Origin of the sequence: Halosegnis longus, assembly GCF_009663395.1 — an archaeon.
GTDB lineage: Archaea > Halobacteriota > Halobacteria > Halobacteriales > Haloarculaceae > Halosegnis > Halosegnis longus.
Genome location: NZ_QKNW01000001.1, coordinates 1,651,196 through 1,673,024 on the forward strand (window position 1 = coordinate 1,651,196; position 21,829 = coordinate 1,673,024).

23 protein-coding genes are annotated in these 21,829 nt (G+C 68.2%); 6 read left to right on the forward strand and 17 right to left on the reverse strand.

The window, feature by feature from the left end:
* The first annotated feature begins 17 nt into the window (after positions 1-17).
* Positions 18-383 carry a hypothetical protein gene (locus DM818_RS08925; protein ID WP_153952597.1) on the forward strand — a complete coding sequence of 122 codons (366 nt, stop codon included), beginning with the start codon at positions 18-20 and terminating at the stop codon, positions 381-383.
* Here DM818_RS08925 and DM818_RS08930 read toward each other — a convergent pair.
* The 3 genes from DM818_RS08930 to DM818_RS08940 are packed head-to-tail and all read right to left on the reverse strand — an operon-like array spanning position 373 to position 3,789.
* Entirely contained in the window at positions 373-1,593 is a 1,221-nt protein-coding gene (locus tag DM818_RS08930; RefSeq protein WP_153952598.1) for an ABC transporter ATP-binding protein, read from the reverse strand. The genes DM818_RS08925 and DM818_RS08930 overlap by 11 nt on opposite strands.
* Positions 1,586-2,578, reverse strand: coding sequence for an ABC transporter ATP-binding protein (locus tag DM818_RS08935; protein ID WP_123124344.1), 993 nt, complete (start codon positions 2,576-2,578; stop codon positions 1,586-1,588). Before DM818_RS08935 ends, DM818_RS08930 begins: the two co-directional genes overlap by 8 nt.
* Positions 2,575-3,789, reverse strand: a complete 1,215-nt coding sequence (locus DM818_RS08940; RefSeq protein WP_075937102.1) for an ABC transporter permease — start codon at positions 3,787-3,789, stop codon at positions 2,575-2,577. The genes DM818_RS08935 and DM818_RS08940 overlap by 4 nt, the downstream gene beginning before the upstream one ends.
* A gap of 91 nt (positions 3,790-3,880) precedes the next feature.
* On the opposite strand from DM818_RS08940, the gene DM818_RS08945 reads away from it, so the two are divergent.
* Positions 3,881-4,798, forward strand: a complete 918-nt coding sequence (locus DM818_RS08945; protein WP_075937101.1) for an ABC transporter permease — start codon at positions 3,881-3,883, stop codon at positions 4,796-4,798.
* A gap of 28 nt (positions 4,799-4,826) precedes the next feature.
* On the opposite strand, the gene DM818_RS08950 is transcribed toward DM818_RS08945, so the two are convergent.
* Entirely contained in the window at positions 4,827-5,627 is an 801-nt protein-coding gene (locus DM818_RS08950; protein WP_075937100.1) for an N-acyl homoserine lactonase family protein, read from the reverse strand.
* Between the two features lie 73 nt (positions 5,628-5,700).
* Between DM818_RS08950 and DM818_RS08955 the strand changes: the two genes are divergently transcribed.
* Positions 5,701-6,492 carry a hypothetical protein gene (locus tag DM818_RS08955; protein ID WP_075937099.1) on the forward strand — a complete coding sequence of 264 codons (792 nt, stop codon included), beginning with the start codon at positions 5,701-5,703 and terminating at the stop codon, positions 6,490-6,492.
* Here DM818_RS08955 and DM818_RS08960 read toward each other — a convergent pair.
* Positions 6,484-7,371 (reverse strand): alpha/beta fold hydrolase, encoded by an 888-nt coding sequence (locus tag DM818_RS08960; RefSeq protein ID WP_075937098.1) that lies wholly within the window; start codon positions 7,369-7,371, stop codon positions 6,484-6,486. The two genes, DM818_RS08955 and DM818_RS08960, sit on opposite strands and share 9 nt — an antisense overlap.
* A complete protein-coding gene (locus tag DM818_RS08965) occupies positions 7,368-8,426 on the reverse strand; it encodes a CNNM domain-containing protein (RefSeq protein ID WP_075937097.1) in 1,059 nt (352 codons plus the stop codon). The genes DM818_RS08960 and DM818_RS08965 overlap by 4 nt, the downstream gene beginning before the upstream one ends.
* Positions 8,427-8,775: 349 nt before the next feature.
* Here DM818_RS08965 and DM818_RS08970 point away from each other — a divergent pair, with 349 nt between their 5' ends.
* Positions 8,776-9,288 (forward strand): metal-dependent hydrolase, encoded by a 513-nt coding sequence (locus DM818_RS08970; protein ID WP_075937096.1) that lies wholly within the window; start codon positions 8,776-8,778, stop codon positions 9,286-9,288.
* Here the strand turns inward: DM818_RS08970 and DM818_RS08975 are convergent.
* Positions 9,282-10,031, reverse strand: a complete 750-nt coding sequence (locus DM818_RS08975; protein WP_075937095.1) for a PHP-associated domain-containing protein — start codon at positions 10,029-10,031, stop codon at positions 9,282-9,284. The genes DM818_RS08970 and DM818_RS08975 overlap by 7 nt on opposite strands.
* An 87-nt stretch (positions 10,032-10,118) precedes the next feature.
* Between DM818_RS08975 and DM818_RS08980 the strand changes: the two genes are divergently transcribed.
* Positions 10,119-10,427 (forward strand): DUF7565 family protein, encoded by a 309-nt coding sequence (locus DM818_RS08980; RefSeq protein ID WP_075937094.1) that lies wholly within the window; start codon positions 10,119-10,121, stop codon positions 10,425-10,427.
* Positions 10,428-10,434: 7 nt separating this feature from the next.
* On the opposite strand, the gene DM818_RS08985 is transcribed toward DM818_RS08980, so the two are convergent.
* The 5 genes from DM818_RS08985 to DM818_RS09005 form a co-directional block, all read right to left on the reverse strand.
* On the reverse strand, positions 10,435-11,619 hold the full coding sequence (locus DM818_RS08985; protein ID WP_123124343.1) for an MFS transporter: 1,185 nt from the start codon (positions 11,617-11,619) through the stop codon (positions 10,435-10,437).
* 305 nt (positions 11,620-11,924) lie between these two features.
* Positions 11,925-12,362 (reverse strand): transcription elongation factor Spt5, encoded by a 438-nt coding sequence (locus tag DM818_RS08990; RefSeq protein ID WP_075937092.1) that lies wholly within the window; start codon positions 12,360-12,362, stop codon positions 11,925-11,927.
* Positions 12,362-12,538 carry a protein translocase SEC61 complex subunit gamma gene (locus tag DM818_RS08995; RefSeq protein ID WP_075937091.1) on the reverse strand — a complete coding sequence of 59 codons (177 nt, stop codon included), beginning with the start codon at positions 12,536-12,538 and terminating at the stop codon, positions 12,362-12,364. The genes DM818_RS08990 and DM818_RS08995 overlap by 1 nt, the downstream gene beginning before the upstream one ends.
* A 68-nt stretch (positions 12,539-12,606) precedes the next feature.
* On the reverse strand, positions 12,607-13,833 hold the full coding sequence (gene ftsZ / locus DM818_RS09000) for a cell division protein FtsZ (RefSeq protein ID WP_079988886.1): 1,227 nt from the start codon (positions 13,831-13,833) through the stop codon (positions 12,607-12,609).
* A 198-nt stretch (positions 13,834-14,031) separates the two neighbouring features.
* On the reverse strand, positions 14,032-14,799 hold the full coding sequence (locus tag DM818_RS09005; protein WP_075937090.1) for an SDR family NAD(P)-dependent oxidoreductase: 768 nt from the start codon (positions 14,797-14,799) through the stop codon (positions 14,032-14,034).
* 290 nt (positions 14,800-15,089) lie between these two features.
* Here DM818_RS09005 and DM818_RS09010 point away from each other — a divergent pair, with 290 nt between their 5' ends.
* Entirely contained in the window at positions 15,090-16,376 is a 1,287-nt protein-coding gene (locus tag DM818_RS09010; protein ID WP_075937089.1) for an MFS transporter, read from the forward strand.
* Here DM818_RS09010 and DM818_RS09015 read toward each other — a convergent pair.
* The 5 genes from DM818_RS09015 to DM818_RS09035 form a co-directional block, all read right to left on the reverse strand.
* Positions 16,371-17,699, reverse strand: coding sequence for a D-aminoacyl-tRNA deacylase (locus tag DM818_RS09015; RefSeq protein ID WP_123124342.1), 1,329 nt, complete (start codon positions 17,697-17,699; stop codon positions 16,371-16,373). The two genes, DM818_RS09010 and DM818_RS09015, sit on opposite strands and share 6 nt — an antisense overlap.
* Before the next feature lie 101 nt (positions 17,700-17,800).
* Positions 17,801-18,169 carry a hypothetical protein gene (locus DM818_RS09020; protein ID WP_123124341.1) on the reverse strand — a complete coding sequence of 123 codons (369 nt, stop codon included), beginning with the start codon at positions 18,167-18,169 and terminating at the stop codon, positions 17,801-17,803.
* Positions 18,170-18,262: 93 nt separating this feature from the next.
* The gene (locus DM818_RS09025) at positions 18,263-19,411 is read right to left on the reverse strand and encodes an ABC transporter permease (protein WP_153952599.1); all 1,149 of its coding nucleotides are present in this window, start codon (positions 19,409-19,411) and stop codon (positions 18,263-18,265) included.
* Positions 19,404-20,084 (reverse strand): ABC transporter ATP-binding protein, encoded by a 681-nt coding sequence (locus tag DM818_RS09030; RefSeq protein ID WP_123124340.1) that lies wholly within the window; start codon positions 20,082-20,084, stop codon positions 19,404-19,406. The genes DM818_RS09025 and DM818_RS09030 overlap by 8 nt, the downstream gene beginning before the upstream one ends.
* Complete coding sequence (locus DM818_RS09035; protein ID WP_153952600.1) at positions 20,081-21,646, reverse strand: hypothetical protein; 1,566 nt, start codon at positions 21,644-21,646, stop codon at positions 20,081-20,083. Before DM818_RS09035 ends, DM818_RS09030 begins: the two co-directional genes overlap by 4 nt.
* Positions 21,647-21,829 lie beyond the last annotated feature (183 nt).

A 21,829-nucleotide genomic window follows, 5' to 3' on the forward strand; every position in this document is an offset into this window, starting at 1 on the left:
TTGCGTACGACCAGTCGATGACCGACGAGCTACTCACCGACCTCCGGGCGTTTCTCGGCGACGACCTCCACGCCTTCACCGCCTACGACGGGGACGAAATCGGGAACTACTATATCCACGAGGACCTCGAAGGCCTCCTCTCCGAGGAGGATATCGCCGACATCCAACAGAACACCATCCTCGAATCCATCGGCTCGCCGGGACTCGAATCCGTCTACCCCGAGGCCGGGACGCTGCGCGCCACCATCCACGAGTTCGGGGAGATGATCGTCATCAACGTGCTCGTCGCCGACACCGAGGGGGTCCTGTTGAGCGTCGACGCCGACACCGACGTTCGGGTTCGCGATATCGTCGACCGCTGTCGCACGCACTTCACCGAGTAGCGTGCAGATGACAGGCCGCGACTCGCCCCTCCTCGTCGGCCGTCGGCTCCGGATTCTCCCGTTCACACACCGTCGTGAACGTCTCGGCCAGTCGGTCGGCCGCCGACGCCTCGTGTCCGTCGAGTAGTTCATCGAGCGCCGCGTCGAGTTCCGCCTCTGCCTCGTCGTCGGTCAGCGTCGCGGGCACGTCGTAGGCAGCCCGCACCGCGGGCTTCCCGTCGAACGCCTCGGGGTCGACCTCCCCGCTCTCGACGGCGAGTCGGAGGTCGAGCACCGACCGGAACACGCCCTCCGCGAACTCGTACCCCTCGGTCGGAATCACCGCCGGACATCGCGGGTGGAACGAACAGCCGGACGGCGGGTCCGCGGGGTCGGGCACGTCGCCGGTGAGGTCGGCACGCTCGCTCTCCGTCGTCGGGTCGGGGTCGGGAATCGACCCGAGCAGCGCCCTCGTGTACGGGTGTTGTGGGCTCTCGAACAGCTCCTCGACGGGGGCGTTCTCCACCACCTCGCCCAGATACATGACGACGACCCGGTCACACACCTCGCGCACGACGCCGAGGTCGTGGCTGATGAACAGCACGGAGAGTCCCAACTCCCCCGAGAGCTCCTCCAGCAACTGGAGGATGTCGGCCTGGATACTCACGTCGAGGGCCGACACCGGCTCGTCGGCCACCAGCAGGTCCGGGTTCAGGACGAGCGCCCGCGCCAACGCGATGCGCTGTTTCTGCCCGCCGGAAAAGGAGTCGGGGTAGCGGTCGAGCGCGCCCGCGCCGAGCCCGACGCCCTCCAGCAGTTCCGCGACGATATCGCGCCGACGGTCGGCGTCGTCGATGCCGTGAATTTCCAGCGGCTCGGCAACCGACTCGGCGACCGTCATCCGGGGGTCGAAGGCGGTGTTGGGGTCTTGGAAGACGACGCCCGTCCGCCGGCGGAACCGCTCGCGCGCTTCGCTGTCGTGGTCGGCCACCGGCTCGCCGTCGAACCGGACGGTCCCGCCGGTCGGCTCCTGGAGCCGGAGAATCGCCTCGGCGGCCGTCGATTTCCCACAGCCCGATTCGCCGACCAGTCCGACCGTCTCGCCCGCTTTGACCTCGAAGCTGATGCCGTCGACCGCCTTCACGTGGCCGGTCGTTCGGCGGAGCAACCCCTCCCGAATCGGGTAGTGCTTTTCGAGGTCCTCGACCGCGAGCAGCGGGTCCTCACTCATCGGTCTCACCCAGCTCCGCCGGTAGCTCGTAGGGGTCCTCGTGGAGGATGCAGGCGGCCTCGTGGTCGCCGTCGACGGTGGCGAACGGCGGGCGGTCGCCCTGCTCGCAGGCCGGCACGGCGTGTGGACACCGGGGGTGGAACCGACAGCCGGTCGGCGGGGCCTTCGGGTCGGGGAGCGAGCCGTCGATGGTCGCCGACGCGCCGCGGCCGGGGAGACAGTCGAGCAGCGCCTTCGTGTACGGGTGTGAGGGCCGCGTGAACACCTGCTCGACGGTGCCACGCTCCATCACCTGCCCGGCGTACAGCACGACGACGCGGTCTGCGATCTCGGCCACGACGCCGAGGTCGTGGGTGACAAACAGGATACCCATCCCGCGTTCGGCCTGCAGGTCGGCGAGCAGGTCGAGCACCTGCGCCTGGATGGTCACGTCGAGGGCCGTCGTCGGCTCGTCGGCGATGAGCAAGTCGGGATCACACGCCAGCGCGATTGCGATGACGACCCGCTGGGTCATCCCGCCGGAAAACTGGTGTGGGTAGTCGTGGAAGCGCTCGTCGGCGTTGCCGATGCCGACGCGGTCAAGCAGGTCGATGGCCCGCGATTTCGCCTCGGCCTTCGAGTCGTCGCGGTGGAGGCGAATCGCCTCCACTACCTGACTGCCGACCGTGTAGACGGGGTCGAGCGCGTCCTGCGGATTCTGGAAGATGTGCCCGACGCGCCCGCCACGGTACTCGCGGAGCGCGCGCTCTGACTTGTCCGTTAGCTCCTCGCCGTCGAAGCTGACGCTCCCCTCGATGCTCCCCGGCGGGGTCGGGAGCAGTTGGGTGACCGACTCGCAGGCGACGGTCTTGCCGGAGCCGGATTCGCCGACCAAACAGACCGTCTCTCCCTGCTCGACGGCGAAGTCGATGCCGCTGACTGCGTGGACGGTACCGGTCTCGGCGTCGAAGGTGACCGACAGGTCCTCGACGGAGAGGAGCGTCACCGGCTCACCCCCTTGGGGTCGAGCACGTCACGCAGTTCGTCGCCGAGCAGACTGTACGCGAGAACGAACACGACGGTGAACAGGATCGGAATCGCGGTCAGCCACCAGAGGTCCGTCCACGCGAGCGCGCCCGACGGGTCGGTGAACGACGAGCGGAGCGTCTCGCCGAGCGAGCCGCCGCCGGTCGCGGAGTTCAACGCGAGATACGCCAGCGCAATCTGGATGAGCACGAGCAGGGGAATCCGGCGAGTGAGCGCCGTCACCAGCGTCGGCATCGCGTTCGGGACGACGTGGCGACGGAGCACGTGGCGGTCGGTCGCCCCGACGGCCTTCGCCGCGCGGATGTAGCCGGCCGACCGGCGCGTGAGCACGTCACTCCGGACGACGCGCGCGATTCCGCCCCAATCGAGCAGCCCGAAGACGAGCGCGAGCGAGAACAGCTTCCCGTCCTCGACGCCGCCGATGTTGCCCAAAAACAGCGTCGCGACCACGAGGTAGATGACGAGCGCCGGAATCGTCTGCTGGATGTCGACGTAGCTCATCAGGACGCTGTCGGTGAGCCCGCCGACGTAGCCCGCGACCGTCCCGACCACCATCGCGACGACCCCCATCACGAGTGTCGTCGAGACCGCGAGCTTCACGGCGACGACGTTCCCCTCGAACAGCCGCTGGACGACGCTCGCGCCGTAGCGGTTGGTGCCGAGCGGATACTGCCACGTCCCCCGACAGTAGCCGTTCGCGAGTTCGCCGACGCAGTTGTAGGCGTACACGTCCTCGACGTGGAGTCGCGTGAACACCGGCGGCTGGTGGGCGTGGGCGAGTCTGGCGTAGTCCCAGCTGATGAACTCCGGCCCGACGAGCGCGAACAGCAGCGACACGAGGACGAAGCCGGCAGACAGCGCACCGACGGGCCGAGAGAACAGTCGCTTGAGCGCGGGCAGCGTCCGGTCGCGGTCACGGACCATCGGGTACAGTCCGTACCGGAGACCGAGCAGCCCGGCCAACAGTAACAGCCATGCGATGCGGGGCGGCTCCCAGCCGATGAGTCCGAAGGGGGTACCGCCGACGCGGAGTTTGTGGACGGCCGCCGCGGCGAGTACGACGAGGCCGGCGAGCAGGCCGACGCTCGGCCAGTGGAGACTGTGCCCGCCGGCTTCCTCCTCCCAGTCGATGTTCGCGAACGCGGCGTCGTCCAGCCGTTTGGAGGGCATCTGAACGAACGTTCTGTGCCGGCACGCCCGGATAAAGACACCGAATCCCCGACAGTTATACTCGCTGGTAGCTACCAGTGGCGTGTCCCCCATGAGTTATCTCCGCTATCTCGCTCGCCGGTTCGGGTTCGCGGTGTTCTCCTTCTACGCCGTGGTGTCGCTGGCCTTCCTACTCGGCTCGGCGATGATACAGAAGAACCTCTCTGGCATCCTCGCGTCGGCCAGATACAACGGCGCGAGCCCCGAGCGAATCGCCGAAATCCGCGCGGCGTTCCGGGCCGAACGCGGGCTGGACGTCCCGCTCCACGAGCGCTACGTCTCGTGGCTCGTCGACGTGACGACGCTCCAGTGGGGCCAGTCGGTCTCCTACGACGCGAGCGTCATCGCCGTCCTCGACGGGCGGGTCCAGACCACCCTCGCGTACGTCCTGCCCGGCGTGGCACTCGGCGTCCTCGCGGGCGTTCTGCTCGGCGTTCTCGCCGCACTCACGCACAATCGGCTTCCCGACTGGCTCTCGCGATTCGGCGCGTACGTCGCCTTCGGCGTGCCGTCGTTTGCCGTCGCCGTCGTCGCGATTCGCATCTACGCCGACCTGCTCACGCCGCAGTACATCGCGGTCGGAGCCGTCGCGCTGTCTGTCGTCGCCGGCCAACTCCGGTTTGCTCGCACCGCCGCGCTCGAACGCAGCGGCGAGCCGTTCGTCACCTTCCTCCGGGCGAAGGGGACCGGCGGGCTGCGACTCGCCCGCCACGTGTTGCGCAACGCCGCGCTCCCCATCATCTCGCTGTCGGTGACGGAACTCGTCGGCGTGCTCGTGTTGCAGATTTACGTCGTCGAGCTGGTGCTCGGCATCGACGGTATCGCGCGGGTGAGCCTGACGGCGATTCGCGAATCCGACGTGGCGCTCGTCATCTGGACGACGATGGTCGTCGTCGTCGTCGGCATCACCGGCAACTTCCTGAAGGACGCACTCTACGGCGTCCTCGACCCGCGCGTCACCACACAGTAGCCGGACGCCGCGACTGATTTGGCCGTGATTACAGCAGATTCGGCAGCGCGGCCACCTGCTCGGGGTCGTGACCGTAGACGACGAGCGCGTCGCGTCGCGCCTCGATATCGCGGACCCGCCGACAGCTCGCCTCCCAGTCGGGTCGCGAGTGGAGTAAATCACGACCCATCGGGTGACCGTCCTCGTAGTTGGCCGCCGAGTAGGCCAAATCGCCCGCGACGACGAGGTCGCGCCCGTCGGCCGCACCAGCCTCCACGACCAGCCCGACGAGCCCGGGCGTGTGACCGGGCAGGTGTACCCAGTCGATACCCTCGGTGAGGTAGCCGCCGTCGCCGTACAGCGGCTCCCACGCGAGGTCGTGGTCGAAGTCGCCGCGCACGTAGGCGGAGCTGTCGCCGGTCGCGGCCTCGAAGTAGGCGTGTTTCAGCTCCGCCGCGTGGACGTAGACGGGCACGTCCGTCCCGGCGAAGTTGTGGAGTCCCCCCGCGTGGTCGAGGTGGAGATGCGACTGGACGACGGCGTCGATATCTGCGAGGTCGAAGCCGGCCTCGGCGAGCGCCTCGGGCAGTGGGTGGTCGGCCGCATCGTGGTGTGTGAACTCGTCGTAGAGGGCAGGCGGCCAGTGGCCGTCGCCCGCCTCTGGGTGTGAGCCAGTGTCCCACAGTAGGGTCTGTTCGTCGGTTTCGATGACGAGATTGAACACGGGACCGTCGGCGCGGATGGCGTCGGGATTCGGGTTCGAAGCCGTCGCCGTCACCGCGCCTTCGAGCGGGTAGTTCACGTCGATTTCCATCGTGCCGCGGTCGACGAGGTGGACTGTCGGAGCCATACCGTCCCGGCGGCTGGCGCGAGCAAAAGTGTCGGGGCGAAAGCGGTTTCTCTCCGCGCGCTTCCCTCGGTGTATGGACACCGGCGACGGACCGACCTATCGACTCGTGTGGGCGGTGTATCTGACGGCGCTCGTCGGGGCGGTCGCACTCGCCGCGTTCCTCACGCGGACGCCGACCGGCGACGCGGTCGCGATGGCCGTCATCTTCGGCGGCTCCGGGCTGCTCGCGCTCGTCGGCACCGTGCTCGGACTCCGGGGGGTTCCACGCCCGCTGGCCCCGCGTCCGCTGTACGCGAGCCGGCTTCGACTGCTGCCGATGGCGGTCGGTGTCGTGGCCGCGCTCGCGAGCCTCGGGCTGTTGCTCACTGATACCGGTCCCGTCCCGTCGGCGTCGCTGCTCGCGCTCCTCTTCGGTGGAGTCCTGCTCGCAGCCGCGGGTGGCGTCGTCGCGCTGTTGGCGACGAACGCCGAGGCGCGCGCCCGACTCGACGGCGTCGACCCAATCGAGTGGCGTGCCCGCCCCGACCGTCGACGACGGCGGACGTGGCACGGCGTGGCCGTCGCGATGTTCGCCGCGTTGGTCGCGCTCGCCGCCGTAACGAGGGATTTCTTCCACGTCTCGCTGCTCGGGTACCCCGTCGTCGCGTGGGTGCAAGCCGAGAACGAACACACCTACTGGCTCACCGACGGCGAACTCGTCTTCGGGAACACGACCGCCTATCGCATCCTCGACCGGCGCGACATCACGAACGTACGACACACCGACGACAGCATCCGCATCGAGCGGCGGGGGTGGCGACCCGCGCTCACCTGCGATACGGCGGGCATCGCCGACCCCGAGCGCGTGAGGGAGGCGCTACGGTAGAAACGCACGCACGTCCTCGCAGAACCGGTCCGGTTCGTCGGCGTGGAGCCAGTGGCTCGCGCCCTCGTAGCGCTCGACGGTCGGGTCGTCGATGCCGCTCGCGAGGCGGTCGAGCACCGACGGCCGGAGCGCGAAGTCGTCGGTCCCCCACAGCAGTTTCGTCGGGACGACCACGCGGGCCGGGGAGCCGAGGGGATGTTTGAGCGTCTGCCGGCCGAGTGCGCGGTAGTAGTTGATACTCGCCGTGAGCGCACCGTCGCGCTCCCACGCGCCGCGATACCGCTCGATGTCAGTCTCGTCGTAGCCGTGGCGGTCACGGAACAGGTCACACATCGCGCGGTAGTCGCGCGCGCCGAGCGCACGCTCCGGAAGCCACGGGAGCTGGAAAAAGCCCGAGTACCACGACCGGAGGAGCTGGCGACCCCGGAGCTGGGCGGCGAGTCGCTCGGGGTCGAGCGTGTTCGCGACGACCAAGCGGTCGACGTGGGCGGGGTGGTGGCGGGCGAAGGAAAGCGCGAGCGAGCCGCCCCAGTCGTGGCCGACGACACTCGCCGTCCCGTAGCCGAGCTGCTGGATGAGTTCGTACACGTCGGTACGGAGGCGGTCGAGGCGGTACGAGGCAACGCCGCGCGGGCGCACCGACCGATTGTACCCCCGGAGGTCGGGGGCGACGACGCGGTACTCCGCGGCGAGGGGGGCGATGTGGTCGCGCCAGGTGTACCAGAAATCGGGGAAGCCGTGGAGCAAGAGGACGAGCGGCGCGGTCTCTGGGCCCGCGGCGACGTAGTGGATGGGACCGACCGAACAGTCCGCGAAGTCCACCTCGAACCCTTCGTCGGTGGCCCACTGCTCTGCGGGGCCGGGGTCCGGGTGAGTCATCGGTCGCTCGCCTCGATATCGTACGGGTCTTCGATTTCCCCCATCACGGTTTCGAGTGCGTCCGTCGCCGTAAGTAGCCCCACCACTTCGCCGTCGCCCATCACGAGCGCGAGCTCCTGATGTTGGGTCTGGAACTGGTCGTAGGCGTCGGTGACGGCGGTCTCGGGCGAGAAGACGAGCGGTTCGGTCGCGATGGACGCGAAGTCTGTCTCGCCCGACTCGATGGCGTCGAGGTGGTCCACGACGGAAGGCACGTAGACGACGCCCTCGAAGGATTCGAGGTCGCCGTCGACGAGCGGGTAGCGGGTGAACCGGCCCGTCGAGAGCGTGTCGAGGTTCCGGTCGCGTTCGCCGACGTAGAGCGCGACGATATCCTCTCGCGGCACCATCACCGAGGAGACGGGAGTCTCGCCGGCGGTGAGCGCGCTCAACACCTCGGCTCTGCGCTCCTGTGAGAGGTCCCCCTCGTCGAGGGTGCTGGAGAGCCGATTCCGGAGGTCGGCGCGCGATTCGATGGCGTCTTCTTCCGTCTCGCGCCACGCGCCCGTCATCTCGATGCCGAAGAGGCCGAGGGTCCACTTCGCTACCGTGTCGCCGACGGCGATGAACGGGCTAACCAGCTTCGTGAAGTAGTACAGCGGGGTCGCGCCGTAGCGACAGACGAACTTCGTGCGCTCGACGCCCAGATACGTCGGCGTCTGTTCGCCGTGCGTGAGATGGACGAGATTGATGACGAGGAAGGCGAAAGCGGTGCCCAGCCCGTAGGTCGCGAGCGTCGTCCCCTGAATCGCGGGTTCGACGAGCGCGGCGACGGCCGGCTCGGCGACGATACCGAGCGCGATACTCGTGGCCGTGATGCCGACCTGACAGCTCGTCAGGTAGATTTCGAGGTCGTCGGTCATCTCCCACGCGCGCCGGAGGCCCGGCTTGTCGAACTCCGCCTTCGAGTACTGGCGGGTCCGGGTCAGCCCGAACTCGATGGCGACGAAGAAGCCGTTCCCGAGAATCAGGGCGACACCGCCCAGTAGTCGCAACCCCGTTTCGAGCGAGACCATTTGTACCATCTACGCTCGGGGGCGGCCTAAAGCCGGACGGTGGCTCACCCCGAAGACAAACCGATGGGGTGGCGTGGTCCGAGTGCGCCCCGTGCGCGCGAGTCAGCGCGAGCTCCGACAGTGGATGAACGGCGAAGGAACGTGAGCGACCGATATGTCACGGCGAAACCGGGACACGGCCGGGGATTTCAACTCGTGTTGACCGGCGTAGTCAAATCCGACAAGCGACGCTCCGGAGACTCGCGACGCATCCAGGACAAAACACTCCACGCAAGAAGCTCCCCGAGCAGAACAATCCAACCCAGCCCCAGACAAGTAGGCTTGTTACCCCTCCCGCCGACGACCGGGTATGAACAAGAAAGGCCACGTCCTGAACGGCATCCTCCTCGCCATCGGACTCGGCTACATCCTCGAACCCGCCGGTGACGTGGCGACGTTCCAGACCATCGCCGCAACGCTCGTCCCGGTGACGCTCGGCGCACTCCTCCCCGACGTGGACACCGCCTTCGGCAAACACCGGAAAACGCTGCACAACATCCCGCTGCTCGTCGTGGTCGCGGCTTACCCGATTTACTTCGGAAACCTCCAGTACGTCTGGATTGGCGTCGCGACCCACTACGTCCTCGATATCGTCGGCTCGCGCCGGGGCATCGCCCTCTTTTACCCGCTGTCGAGCACGGAGTACGGCTTCCCGACCGGCGTGACGACCTCCTCGAAGTACGCCGACGTGGTGACGGTCGTCGTGACGATCATCGAACTCGGGATTATCGCCGTCTTCGTCCACGTCGTGCCGGGGGTGCTCGACACGGCCGTCGAGTCGCTACCGTACACCGTCGAGAACGCGACGAACGTGCTTCAGTAGACGCTCACGTCGTCGAACCGGCCGCCGTAGGCGACGTTCTTCGGGTGGGTCGGCTCCGTGCCGGACAAAAACAGGCGGTCGATTTTCTTCCACGTGTTCTCGTAGCCGAGGTGGGCGTACTCGAGGTGGCGACGGAGCGCGTGGCCGTAGCCGTCGCGGTGGAAGATACGACGCGGCTCCCCCTCGCGGAACGCCTCGACGACGGACTCGGGACCGTCGAGGCTCCCCTCGAACTCCGTCCACACCTCCCCGACGGTCCCGTGGAGGTGGGCGTACGAGGAGCCGAAGCCGGGAAGGCCGGTCTCGCGGGCGATGCGCTGGGCGCGCTCGTTCTGGTACTCCCGGTGTTTGGGGTTGTACACCTCGGCCGCGTAGAGGTGGTCGCGGTACTGGCGAATCTCCTCGGTGCCGAGACTGACGGTCGCAAACTCCGGGTGGGGGACGAGACCGACGCCGTCCTGTCGGTCGAGCTCGGCCATCGCACCCTCGAGAGTGATGAAGTCGGGAACCGGCTCCGAGAGGCCGAGCATGAGGACGTGTTTGCGCGTGCGCCAGTTGCCGGTGAACACCTCGCGACCGGGAACGATGACGAGGTCCTCGTCGGCGAAGCGACGGGCGCGGGCGCGAATCTCGTCGAGGCGGACGAAGTGGGGGGCGTAGACGATGGCGTCCAGTCCGCGCTGTTTCGCCCGGCGAACGACGTGTTCGTCGAGAATCTTCACGTGGGGGTCGACCCGGAACACATCCGATACTGTGGCGAGGACGGCTTAGCGGTTTCCGTCGGCGACGCATCCCGAACGTATATACCCGATGCGTGGACACGTCGTGGTATGTGGTCGTGTGCAATCGCCGGCTGTGACACGGAAACCGAGCGCGTCGAGGACCTCATCGTCCACCAGGCGAGAGACCACGAGCGCGTCCAGTGTCCGGTGTGTGCCACGGTGCTCCCGGACGGCTACTTCGCGATCAAACACACCTTCGAGGAACACACCCGGACGGACTTCATGCGGGCGTACGACGCCGAGTCGAAGGATATCCGCCAGCGCGAGGCCGTCATCGAGGCCGTCGAGTCCCGCGCCGACATGGACGAGGTGCTCTCGCGGCTCGACACCGACAGCCCGCCCGCGGAACGCGCCTGATTTTCGCCTACACGTCCAGTCGACTCCCTGCCGCGACAGCCGCGAGCCCGCCGAGACACAGCAGTCCCAACCCCGTCGCGTAGGTTCCGGTCGCGTCGTAGAGCGCACCGATGACGACCGGGCCGCCGAAGCCACCGACCTCGCCGCCCGCGAAGACGAAGCCGACGGCCACGCCCGTCAGCCGCGGCCCGATGCCGTCGAGTTCGGGTGGAATCGCCCGTACCAACGGCGAGAGTCCGCCGACGCCGAGTCCGGTGCAGACGATACCGGCGAGCAGCGCCACGCCGACGCCGGTTCGGGCGATGGTCGCGACGCCGACCGCCACGGCCGCGCCACAGCAGACGACGGCCACCCGCCGCGCGTCGTAGCGGTCTGCGAGCACCGGTATCGTCAGGATGCCGGCCGCGTTCGCAACGACGAGCAGCGTGGCGGTCTGGCCGGCCGTCCCGCTCGCCATTCCGCGGGACTCGAGTATCGTCGGCAGCCACCCCTGGAGCCCGTGGAGCACGGAGAGGTAGACGACGCCGAGCACGACGACCAGCCGGAGGGCCGGGTTCGAGAGAATCGCCCGGAGGTCGGCAGTGAGCGACTCCAACTGAAAGTCGCTGTCCGTCTCAGCGGCGGGCACGGCCGCCCGCGCCACGAGCGCCCACACGAGTGCGTATCCGAGCGCGACGGCTCCACTCGCGAGGAAGAGTGGTCGCCACCCGCCGAGTGCGGGACCGAGTATCGGTCGCCCGACGGAGAACGCGCCTGCCGTTCCAGCGGAGGCGCACAGCAGATACAGCGACGAGGCCGCGCCGGTCTCGCCGGCCGGGAACAGCGTCGAGACGAGCTTCGGGAGGCCGAACGTGATGGCCGTCGCCCCGACACCGAGCAGAAGCGTCGCGGCCAACAGCGACGGGAAGCCGCCCGCCACGCTCCGGGCCATCTGTGCGACGGCGACGATAGCCAGCCCGACGGAGAGGCTCCGCCCCGCGCCGACCCTGTCCACGACTAGCCCGGAGACGAGCGCGAGGGGGATGTAGACGAGCGGGACCGCGCCGGCGACCAGCCCGGCCTGCGTGCCCGTCAGCGTGAGTTCCGTCTGAATCGTCGAGAGATACGCCGGCAGCGTGAACCAACAGAACATCAAGGACGTGTAGGTGAGGGCGGCCAACAGCGTGAGGCCGTACGCGCGGCGTGTGGTCACAGTCGACGGTCGCCCGCCGGCGATATGAACGTCGTGGTCGGACTGATTCTCAGCGTGCGATGTCGTGGCCCGAGCGCGCCCTGTGCGCGCGAGTCAGCGCGAGGTCGTCGCGAGGGCGACAGCTTGTCAGCGCGTGCGCTGACAGTGGACGAACGGCGAATGAAGTGAGCGAGTCGGCTGGGGAGGCTCGTGGGCGGTGCGGTCGGGCGGGGCTTTCGGGCTGAGAATGGCAAATAACCAGTAAGCGACACTCGATGATATCGAGCACAGAAACAGCGAGAGAAACGCCCAGTCAGGAAGACAGCTTACCGTTCCTCGGAGTCGAGAACGCGAATCTGGTCGCCACGCACGGTGACCGGAATCGGAACGGTCGCCTCGTACAGCTCGACGGTGACCTGGTCTTTCCCCTCGTCGATGCGCTGGACCTGCGCCTTCTCGCCCTTGAACGGACCGGCGACGAGTTCGACGATGTCGCTTTCTGCGATTCCCTCCACGTCCGGCTTCGGAGAGAGGAAGTGCTCGACCTCCGCGATGCCGGACTCGCCGGGGACGACGCCGCGGGAGTGGGGGATCTCGTCGAGGATGCGCTCGAAGACGGAGCTGTCGTCGGCCTCGACCATGACGTAGGAGGTGAGCGAGTCGGGCGCGAGCGCGGCGTGAATCGACTCCTCCTCCTTGCTCATGATCATGTCGGCGACGGTGCGCTCCTGTGAGGCCGTGGTCTTGACGGCGAAAATCCCCATCAGAGACCAGCCCCCGGCACGAACGACATCAGCAGGAAGATGACGAATCCGAGCAGGCCGACCAGCGCGACACCGGCACCGGCGATGAGTGCGACGCGGGAGAACTCCTCCCACGACGGGGTGCTCGCCAGCTTCAGCACCCGCACGTAGCTGTTCAGGTCGAAAGGTACGTCCATAGGTGTCGTTCCGCGGCTGGCTTTCTATACCTGTTGGTCTCCGTCGTCACCCGAATCGAGACGAACGCTCAGTTGATGAACTCCGTTTCGTCGTTGTCCGTCGTCCGCTCCGCCGACTCGCTCGGCGAGCGGTCGCCCGCGCGCCGACCGCCCGCGCCGACGTCACGCTGGCTTGCCTGCTCGCGTTCGGCCTCGCTCTTGCCGTAGATCTGGGGCGACTCGACGCCGGTGACGACGATCATCGTCTCCATCTTCCCGTCGAACTCGTTGTTGACCGACGCGCCCCAGATGATGCGGGCGTCGGGATCGATGCGGTCGTAGATCTCCTCGACGACCCCCTCCGCCTCGTCGATGGACATGTCCGGACCGCCGACGACGTTGACGAGCGCGGAGTTCGCGCCGTCGAACTCCACGTCGAGCAGGGGCGACCGGAGCGCCGACCGAATCGAGTCCTGTGCTTTGTTCTCGGAGTCGGACTCACCGAGCCCGATCATCGCGACGCCGCCGTTTTCCATGATGGTCTTCACGTCGGCGAAGTCCACGTTGACCAGCCCGGGCTTCGTGATGAGTTCGGTCATCCCCTTGACCGAGCGCATCAACACGCGGTCACAGATTTTGAACGCGTCCTGCAGCGGGAGATTCGGCGCGTAATCCAGCAGTCGGTCGTTCGGGATGACGATGACCGTATCCGAGACAGCGCGAAGTCGCTCCAGCCCGGCGTCGGCGTTCGCGCGCCGTCGTTCGCCCTCCGCCGTGAACGGAACCGTCACGATGGAGATGGTGAGCGCGTCCTGCTCCTGTGCGGCCTGTGCGACGACCGGGGCGCTCCCGGTGCCGGTTCCGCCGCCGAGCCCGGCGGTGATGAACACCATGTCCGAGTCCTCGATCGATGCCTGAATGTCTTCGATGTTCTCCTGTGCGGCTTCCTCGCCGATGCGGGGCACCGAGCCGGCACCGCGCCCGCCCGTGCGCTGGCGACCCATGAGAATCTTCGTGTCGGCCTCGACTTCGGTGGCGAGATGCTGTGCGTCCGTGTTGGCGGCGACCAGCTTCGCGCCGTGGATTCCCTCCTGTGCCATCCGGGTGACGGTGTTGCCGCCCGCGCCGCCACAGCCGACGACGGTAATCTTCGTCTCTAAGTCCTTGACGACGCTCGCGAGCTCGTCGTCCGTCATAGTCCCCGACGCGCTCGGGGATTCGTCTGTCTCGACCGGTGTCGACTCCGTAGGCGGGGCCGACTCCTCGTCGGCCGTCTCCTCGGCTTCGTCGATGGCGTCGTCGATGATGGAATCCATTATGCCTCCGTTTGCGCCATGCAGGTATTGTATCTTTCCCTGTTTCGGCAACAGACACCGGGATTTTGCCGTTCGGACGCAGGTCGACCGAACAGCAGTCATAAATCAAATGCCACGATATAGAATAGATAGCCCAGCCTCATACTGGCCACTTGCTGACTATCTTGTACGAAAAGAACGCCGATTCGACGACCAGACCTACAACGCCGAGTAGCCGCCGTCAACCACCAGCTCGTGGCCCGTCACGAAGGAGGCGTCGTCGCTCGCGAGGAAGGTGATTGCGCCGGCAATCTCCTCCGGTTCACCGATGCGTTTGAGCGCGTACTGCGATTCGAGGGATTCGCGGGCCGCCTCAGGGTCTTCGTGATCTTCGAGTCCACCCTGCACCATCGGCGTGTCGGTGAATCCGGGACAGACGGCGTTGGCTCTGACGCCATAGCGTCCGAGTTCGCCGGCGATGGAGCGCGTGAATTTCGCGACGCCACCCTTCGTGAAGGCGTACGCGCTCGACCACGGTTGGCCGATGACGCCCGCAAGCGACGCCGTGTTGACGATGTTTCCGGAGCCCTGCTCTTTCAGGTGCGGAATCGCGGCCCGACAGCCGTTCCAGACGCCCATCGCGTTCACCCCGAAGACGCGGTCGCGGTCCGTCAGCGACACCTCCTCCATCGGCCCGCTCGTGTGCGAGATGCCGGCGTTGTTCACCATCACGTCGAGCCCGTGCGCCTCGACGGTCGCGTCGACTGCGTCTCGGACCGCGTCGGCGTCGGTCACGTCGAGTTCGACCGACTCGGCCGTGCCGGCCACGTCCGACTCGGCAATCTGTTCGGCCGTCTCGGCCGCCCCGTCGGCGTCGATGTCGGCCGCCACGACCGTCGCGCCCTCGCGGGCGAACCGTCGCGCGCTCTCCCGTCCGATTCCGCTCGCGCCGCCGGTGACGAACACCGTCGTGTCATCGAATCGCATACCCTCTCGTGTGTGGGCTGGCATATAACTGATTGCTGTTTTGCGTGCTACTGTATACCACGAACGCGTTAGGGCTAAGTAGCCGGCTCAGAATGTTCGACTATGAGCCGGCGCGCTGTCGTGTTCGACCCGCTCGCGCCGCCAGCCAGTCGACCGGCCGGATAGCTGCAGCACCCGTCTCGTTTTCGATTACCAGCTATCCGCACGCGAATGACGCCATATCACCGGCCGCAGCCGCGGCCACTCGACCACTCGCATCGCTCGACAACCACGCGGTCACGGGGGGACCAATGAGCGACGGCTCCGTCTGGCGGAATCGGAGCTTCGTCGCCTTCCTCGCCGGCCAGTTCGCGACGAACGCCGGCGACAGCCTCTACACCGTCGCCCTGCTGTGGCTCACCCTCCAGCTCACGGGGTCGTCTGCCGTCGTCGGGGCGGTCAACGCGATTCTCCTGTTGCCGTGGCTGTTGCAGGCACTCGCCGGCCCGTTCGTCGACCGACTCCCACTCCGACCGCTGCTCGTCGGCTCCCAACTCACGCAGGGGGCAGTCGTGCTCGTGCTTCCGCTCGCGCACGCGACCGGGGGGCTGACCGTCGATGTCATCCTCGCCGTCGCGGTGACGCTGATGGTCGCCTCGCTCGTGATGGCCCCGATGGAGTCGGCGCTGCTTCCTCGCATCGTCGCCGACAGCCAGCTCTCGCGGGCGAACTCCGCGCTCGCGACCGTCACGCTCGGCCTCGACATGGTGTTCGACGCGGTCGGCGGCGCGTTCATCGCCGTGTTCGGCGCGACGACGCTGTTTCTCGTCGACGCCGGCACGTTCGCGCTCGCCGCCGTCCTGTTCGCCACGGTGACGGTCGCGCCGCTCCCCGAGCCCGCCGACGAGGACGACACGACCGACGCGGACACCACCCGCCTGCGCGAGTATCTGGCCGACCTCCGGGTCGGCGTCGACGTGCTCCGTGGCACGGCGTTCGTCGAACTCACCGCCCTGACCGCTCTCGCCAACTTCACGACCGGCGTGACGCTGGCAATCCTCCCCGCCTTCGGGGCGAGTCTCGACGGGGCGAGACTGCTCGACGTTCCGCTCGACGGGGCGGTCGTCTACGGCGCGATGCTGGGCGCGCTCGGTATCGGCCGGCTCGTCGGCTCCGTGCTCGGCCCGCGCTTCGAGACGGTCCCCTACGGGCGCTTCTCCATCGCCGGCAACGCGGTCAGCGGACTCGCGTGGCTCGCGTCCGTTCTCGTGTCCGGTCCCGCGCTCACGGTCGGGCTGTTCGGGCTCGCGTGGGTTCCGGTCGGTATCAGCGGCGTGCTCTCCTCGACACTCCGCCAGCAGCTGTTTCCGACCGAGGTGCTCGGGCGCGTCTCCGCGGTCAAAGGAACCGCCTCGGGCGCGACACTCCCGCTCGGCTCGCTCGTCGGCGGGGTCGTCGGCACTGCACTCGGTATCGAGGTGACGCTCGCGCTGGCGGCGCTCGGATTCGGACTCGCCGCGCCGTATCTCGCCGTCCGGACGCCGCTCCGACGGCTGCCGTCCGTCTCGGAGGCAGCGCCGGCCGACTTCGGCTTATGACTTCACCGGGAACCGCTCTTCGCGCGTCTCGTGGACGACCTCGGGGTCGATGGTGCGGCCGTCCACTTCGACCGACTCGCCGGCGGCCAGCGCACCGAAGGCCGGTCCCTCCCCCACGCCGAGGGTCGCGGCCTTCTCCGGCTTGAACTGCTGGTCGCGCGCGAGGACGGCCTCGTCGGTCACCTCGACCGACTCGTAGCTGTCGCGCAACACGTCGGCCAACGCCTCAACGATAGCGTCGAACGCCGACTCCTCGGCGAGTGCTACCCGCCCGATCGGCCGGGTTCCGCCCTCCTCGGTCTCGAACGCCACCGCCGCGCTCGCGACGGCCGCCCGCGCCGCATCGGTGTCGATGTTCGCCGCCTCGCTCGCCAGCGACTCTGGCAGCGTTCGGACGACGACCTCGCCCTCGTAGCCGGTCGCCGGCGTACCGAATCGGAGCCCGTCATCGACCGTCGTGACGGCCGCCTCGACGGTCTCGACGGTCGAGAGCGGGACGCCGTCCGTCGTCTGCGTGAACGTCTCGCTCACGACGCGGTAACCGAGCGACTCGATGACCTCACACAGGACGGGATGGTCACCCTCCACGACGGCGTGGCGCGCGCCGGACCGCTCGAAGGCGGCCCGAATCGTCGCCTCGGCCTCCCGGGGATGCGCCATCTCGTCGAGCGACCAGTCCGCGAGCATGTGGCCCGGCGACCAGTCCGTCTCGCGGGTGATGCGCTCGAATCGCGGGACGTAGTGGCCGCCGCCGACGCCGACGAACGGCCGCCGTGTCGCCGGAGCGTCTCTCGCGTCGAAAATTGCCCGTGCGACGGCGCGCGCGCCGGCGGGGTCGTCCCACTGCTCGTCGTCGCTTCCGAGTTCCACGAACAGCGAGGGACAGTCGATGTCGGTCGGTCCGTGGTGGGTACACTCGATTGCCGTCCCGTAGCCGTCGGGCGCGTACTCGTCGAACGCATCGAGCAGCGCCGCGAGCGAATCCGGGTCCGCGCGGGCGAAACTGGCGTTGTCGCCGCCGTGTTCGGCCGGTCCGGGATTCCCGGTCGGGTGGGTCGTCAACAGCGGTCCGGTGTCGCCGGCGTGCCGGCTGGCGACGAACAGGCGGTCGGGGGCCTCGAACGCCGACACGAGTCCCTCGGCGTGGATGTGGAGTTCCTCGAACGTCCGGAGTTCGATGCCGTCGGTTCGGTACACCGTCCCGCCACCCTCGGCGTCCGGCCGGCTCGCGTCCTCGTGTTCCGTCCACGAGCCGAGCGCGAGCAGCTGCTCGCCGATGTGTTCTGAAGCTTTGTCCGCACGCGAGACGACGACAGCAAGCATACCGACTCTCCGTCACCGCCGAGTAACTGTGTTCCGCTCTCGGAAGCAGATACGCCCGAGCCTCCCACATCTGTGTTCCGACTCCGTCCGCGTTCGGTCGCTCAGACCTGTTCGACACGGCGGGCGCGGTTTCGCCGCCGACCGATTCCGAGTCCGGCGACCGCCAGCCGGCCGATGAGGACCCACCCCATCGTCGCCACCAGCCACGGCGTCGTCCCGACGACCCACCAGCCGAACGCGACCACGAAGAGCGCCGCAGCGACCTCGAGCGGACGCGTCGAGGTCGCCTTCGTCCGCGACCGGCCCGTACCGACACCGAGCGCCAACCCGATGCCGATTGCCGTGGGCAACACGAGCGTGCTTGCCGTCCCCGCACGAACCTCGATTGCGACTAGCCCGGCCAGCGCTGCGACGGTCACCAGTAGCTCGAAGCGTATCGTCGCCGTCCCTACGAACGTCTCTCGATTCACGCCTCACGTACGCTCGCTGCACTGTTAAACCCCTCAGTCAGCAAACAATACGGCCGAATCCCGGAGCTTCGGCCCGAACCGGCGTGTCGACCGCTAGCCGCGCAGTGATTCGACCGGCGGCTCCCACGCCGCTCGGTACGCCGGATAGAGACCCCCGCCGAGCGCGATCAACATCCCGAACCCGAACGCGCCGAGCACGACAAGCCCGTTCGTCGGCACGAGCACGGCAGACAGCGGGAGTCGGGTGCCGAGCGCCACTCCCACGACAACGACTGCCCCGAGCACTGCCCCGAGTGCCCCGCCCACGACCCCGAGCAGCGTCGACTCCACGAGCAGCGTCCGGAGCACCTCGTCGCGGTGGATGCCGACGGCCCGGAGCACGCCGATTTCCCCCCTGCGCTCGGAGACCGTCATCAACATCACGTTGAAGATAGAGACGCCGGCGACGACGAGCGAGATGCCGGCCACGGCGAGCAAGAACCCGTTCAACAGCGCGAAGAACTCGGTGATCCGCGAGAGCACGCTCGTCAGCGAGAGCACCGACACCCGTTCCTGGCGGCTGTTCAGCCGCTCGCGGACGCCGTCGGCAATCGCCCGCGCGTCGTCCGCGGAGTCGGCCTGCACCACGACCTGTGCGTAGTCGTCGGCGACGAACTCGTCGGGCGGGAGCACGACAGCGGACCCCGGCCGAATCGGCGAGAAGGTCCCCTCGGAGTCGATAATCGCGAGCACGCGGTAGCGGTTCCCCTCGATTTCGATTGCCGACCCGACGCGCGCGCCGACTCCGGCAGCGAGTTCATCACCGACCGCGACCCCCTGTCTGAGGGTGTCGGGCACGTCGTCGACGCCGAACAGCGCCGCCGGCTGTGTGGTCCCGTACAGTTGGGCGAAGGACTGCCCGTTCGGCCCGGAGACGCTCGCCCCGCCCGACTTCAGGGGGATGACGGTTCCGCCGCCGGCCGCAGCCTGCCGGATGGCCTGTATCTCACGCGGGCCGAGATTCTCCTCGCCGTCGCTGGGACTGATGATGACCTGATTGCCGAGTCCGCCGAGTTCGGCCAGCGCGGCGGTCTGGAGTGCCGTGCCGAGCATCCCGAGCGTGACGACCGCGAAGACGCCGATGACGATACCGAGCATCGCGAGCCCCGCCCGGAGCCGCTGGCGCGAGAGGTTCCGGACGGCGAGCGAGCCTGCGGGAAACCGCCGGGTCAGCCGCGTCGCCAGCGACTCCTCGTTAGCCATCGAGCACCCCGTCGATTAGCTCGACCGTCCGGTCGGCGTACTCGCCGACGAGGCTGTCGTGGGTGACGGCGACGACGCCGACGCCGCCGTCGGCGATGGTCTGTATCTCTCCGAGCACGGCTTCGCCGGTGTCGCGGTCGAGGTTGCCCGTCGGTTCGTCGGCGAGCAGCACGTCCGGTTCGTTGATGAGCGAGCGCGCAATGGCGACCCGCTGTTTCTGGCCGCCCGACAGCTCGTCTGGCGTGTGTTCCAGCCGGTCGGCGAGACCGACCCGGCCGAGCAAGTCGACCGCGCGGTCGGTGTAGTCAGCGTCGAGAAACCGGGTCGGCAGCCGGACGTTCTCGACGGCAGACAGCGTCGGAATCAGATGGAAATCCTGGAACACGAAGCCGACGCGCTTGCGGCGTACGTCGGTCCGTTCCCGAGCCGACAGCGCGGCGACCGGCTCGCCAAGCAGCTCGACGCTGCCAGTCGTCGGGTCGTCGAGCAGGCCGAGCATGTTCAACATCGTCGACTTGCCCGAGCCGGACGGTCCCATGATGGCGGTCACCTCGCCGCGCTCGACGGTGAACTTCACGTCGCTGAGGGCGGTGACGGTACCTCCGCCACCCTCGTACTGCTTCGTGACGCCGTCGAGTCGCAGCGGCGGCGGGGTCTCGTCCGCGCCGCTCATCGGTAGCGACGCGCGCCGAAGACGACCAGCGGCAGGGTGACCAACAGCCCGACGCCGAGTCCGACGACGGTGCCCTCGACGCCGCTCAGGAACCGCCCGCCGTCGCCGTCGTCGTCGGTCGCGACGGGCACGTCGACGGTCGTCGTCTGTCGCTCACCGGCGGTCGTGTAGGTGACGGTTATCGGGACGGTGGTCACGTTCTCCGAGTCGATTCGTGCGGTCAACTCGAACGGGGCGAACTCGCTCGGGCCGACGGTGCCGAGGAACTGATTCCTGTTCGGATACGTCGGGCCCGCGTACTCGTTCTCGCCGACGCCGACCACGACGCCACGCACCTCGCCGTCGCCGACGTTGCCGAGATTGCCCGACAGTTCGAGGCGGTCGTCGTCGGCGCTGAGACTCAGCCCCGTCACCGACACCGCGCCCGTCGCGCGGTCGAGGTCGTACGGACGGGTGACGGTGCTCGCGTCGCCACCGACGGTGTACTCGACTGCGAGCCGGAGCGTCGCGGCATCGGTTCCAGAGAGGTCGACGGTCACGCTCTCGGTCGCGCCGGGTGCGATACCGCCGGCGACGGCAGTCCGGCCCACCCCGGGCGCTACCGTTCCGTTCGGGAGTCGCGGGACGAGCACCGGACTCTCGATGGCCGCGTTCCCGAAGTTCGTCACCGTCACCCTGACGCCACTCGACTGTCCGCCGGTCGCGTCCTCGTCGTCTGATTGGAGGGTGTTTCCGCCGCCGAGCGCGCCTACGATGCCGCCCAGTCCGCCGGCGTCTGCGGCCGCCGACTGCTGGTCTGTCGTCACTCGCTCGACGCGGACCCCCACGTCATCCCGCAGCGGCGCGACCGATACGGTCCGGGCTTGAGTCGCGGTCGCGCGCGTGCCTGCGGCCGTCGTGTATCTGGCCTCGACCGTGAGGTCGCGCTCGCCGGCGGTCGCCGGAGCGAGACTGAAGTTCAGCGACTGGCTCACGCCGGCCGGAAGCGTCGCCACCGTTCGCCGGGTCCGGTCACCCGCAACGTCGGTGAACGCGACCGTGATGTCGCGCAGGGCTGCTCCCGTGGGATTCGAGACGGTCACCGTCGCGTCCGACTCCGCTCCCGCCGTGAGTCCCGCCGCGTTGGTCGTTAGCTGCGGCGCGCCTGCCTCGACGGCGACGGACAGGGGCCGGCGGACCGTCGCCTGGTCGTCGTCCGCGTCGGAGACAGTCGCGACGACGGTGAGGTCGCGCGCGCCGGGGTCGGGGAACCGGACCGTCACGGGCACCGTGAGCGTCTCACCCGGCGAGAGCGTGCCGAGTCCGGTCGCGCTCGCGAGCGTCGCGCCCGTCTCGTTGACGACGGCGACGCGTTCGAGCGTCCCCGCCGAGTCGCTGCCGGCGGAGAGTCGGACGGTCGCCGAGACGGTCGTCGGCGCACCGGCGGTCGGGTTCTCCGGCGCGACGGTCGCGTCGGTAATCGTCACGCGGCTGTCCGGAATTGCGCCGACGGCGAAGCCGGGAACGGTCGCGGTCACGAGGAGAGCGGCGATGACGAGGGCTGCGCCGCGGATACGGGCCATTGCGTGGTCTCGACTGGGGGCTGGACGACCATGAGTCCTTCCCGTACACCTCCGCCGTGGTGCTCGACGGTCGACGTTCCGGCGCAGCGTCGCTGTGCCCGACGCGCTCACAATCGCCCGCTAATCGCGGCTATACACGGAAAACCCGAATTTGCTATCGTAGCATACCGTTTATCGCTGCTC